Below are 1,207 nucleotides of genomic sequence, written 5' to 3'. Positions count from 1 at the left end.
CGCCAGACCAGCGGCGAACTGAAAGCACTGGAAACCAAGCTACAAGGGAAAAAGGAGTTGCAGCAACAGGTACTTGCCTATGCCAAGACCAAGCCCGCCCGTGACGGGCTGCGGGCGCAGAAATCGCAGAAAGCCCGTGACGCATACCGGCAGGCAAACGAGAGCGATTTTATCATAGCCGACGCAGCCGCCCGGTATTTCAAGGCGCATGGCATTACCAAGCTGCCCGCCCGGAAAGCGTTGCAGGCCGAGATCGAGCAGCTTATCTCCGAGAAAGACGGCCTGTATAACACCTATCACGAACAGAAACAGCGGTTCAAGGAGTTGCAGACCGTCAAGCGGAACATCGACCAGATTTTGCGCCGGAACGAGCCGCACCGCAGAAAGGAGCAGAGCCATGAGCGATAAGTTACCGAGAATGGACTACCGCCAGCATCGGCGGGCGCGGCGGCTGGTACATGAGTGTTGTAACTACGACGAGGGAAACTGCCTGCTGTTAGACGACGGGGAGCCTTGCGTGTGCGTCCAGAGCATTTCCCTTTCCCTCATGTGCCGCTGGTTCCGTGTGGCTGTTCTGCCCCTTGACGGGGAACTGGCCGCAGCCCTCTTGCACCGAGGGAGCCGGAAACGCTGCGCCGTCTGCGGGGCGGCATTTGTCCCCAAATCCAACCGGGGGAAATACTGTCCCGGCTGCGCCGGACGCATGAAGAAAATCAAAGCCGCCGAGAGAAAGCGGAAACAAAGGCAGAAATGTCACGCTTTAGAGCCTTTCAAACCCGCATAAATCAAGGCTTTTTTCGTGGGTGTCAAAGGGTACGCGATACATTTATCCTTTTCCACCGGAAACGCCGTTCTAAGGCGTGACAAAACGCCAAAATCAACCCGAAACACAGGGAGGTGATACTATCGCTGATTATATCATGGCAGACACGCCGCTGCCTATCTATCTGCCCTACCCCCGTTTCCTGCTGAAAATGGAGATTTCCCAGACCGCCAAGCTGCTGTATTCGCTGCTGTTAGACCGTTCCACACTTTCCCAGAAGAACAAGTGGCAGGACGACGAGGGCAGGATATATATTATCTATCCCATCGCGGAGATAGCCGAAATACTGGATAAGGGCAGCACCACCATAAAGGGGGCGCTTAATGAACTGGACATGGCGGGGCTGCTGGAACGGGAACGGGGCGGCTTCTCCGCACCGAACCG

The 1,207-nt window shown here is 56.3% G+C and carries 2 protein-coding genes and 1 pseudogene; all 3 read left to right on the top strand.

What is annotated here, in order from left to right; all coding sequences use genetic code 11:
- Positions 1–408: pseudogene (locus tag B5F54_RS17090) on the top strand (relaxase/mobilization nuclease domain-containing protein); the annotation flags it as partial.
- Positions 398–784 carry a cysteine-rich VLP domain-containing protein gene (locus B5F54_RS17085; RefSeq protein WP_009259636.1) on the top strand — a complete coding sequence of 129 codons (387 nt, stop codon included), beginning with the start codon at positions 398–400 and terminating at the stop codon, positions 782–784. The pseudogene B5F54_RS17090 and the gene B5F54_RS17085, both read left to right, overlap by 11 nt.
- 76 nt (positions 785–860) lie before the next feature.
- A partial coding sequence (locus tag B5F54_RS17080; RefSeq protein WP_442856142.1) for a replication initiator protein A occupies positions 861–1,207 on the top strand: 347 nt, incomplete at its 3' end.

It is taken from the genome of Anaeromassilibacillus sp. An250 (assembly GCF_002159845.1).
Lineage (GTDB): Bacteria > Bacillota > Clostridia > Oscillospirales > Acutalibacteraceae > Anaeromassilibacillus > Anaeromassilibacillus stercoravium.
This window is presented reverse-complemented; position numbering and strand designations above follow the sequence as displayed.

Coding starts and splice junctions, on each gene's coding strand:
- B5F54_RS17085 (WP_009259636.1), top strand. CDS start 398: ATGAGCGATAAGTTACCGAGAATGGACTACCGCCAGCATCGGCGGGCG.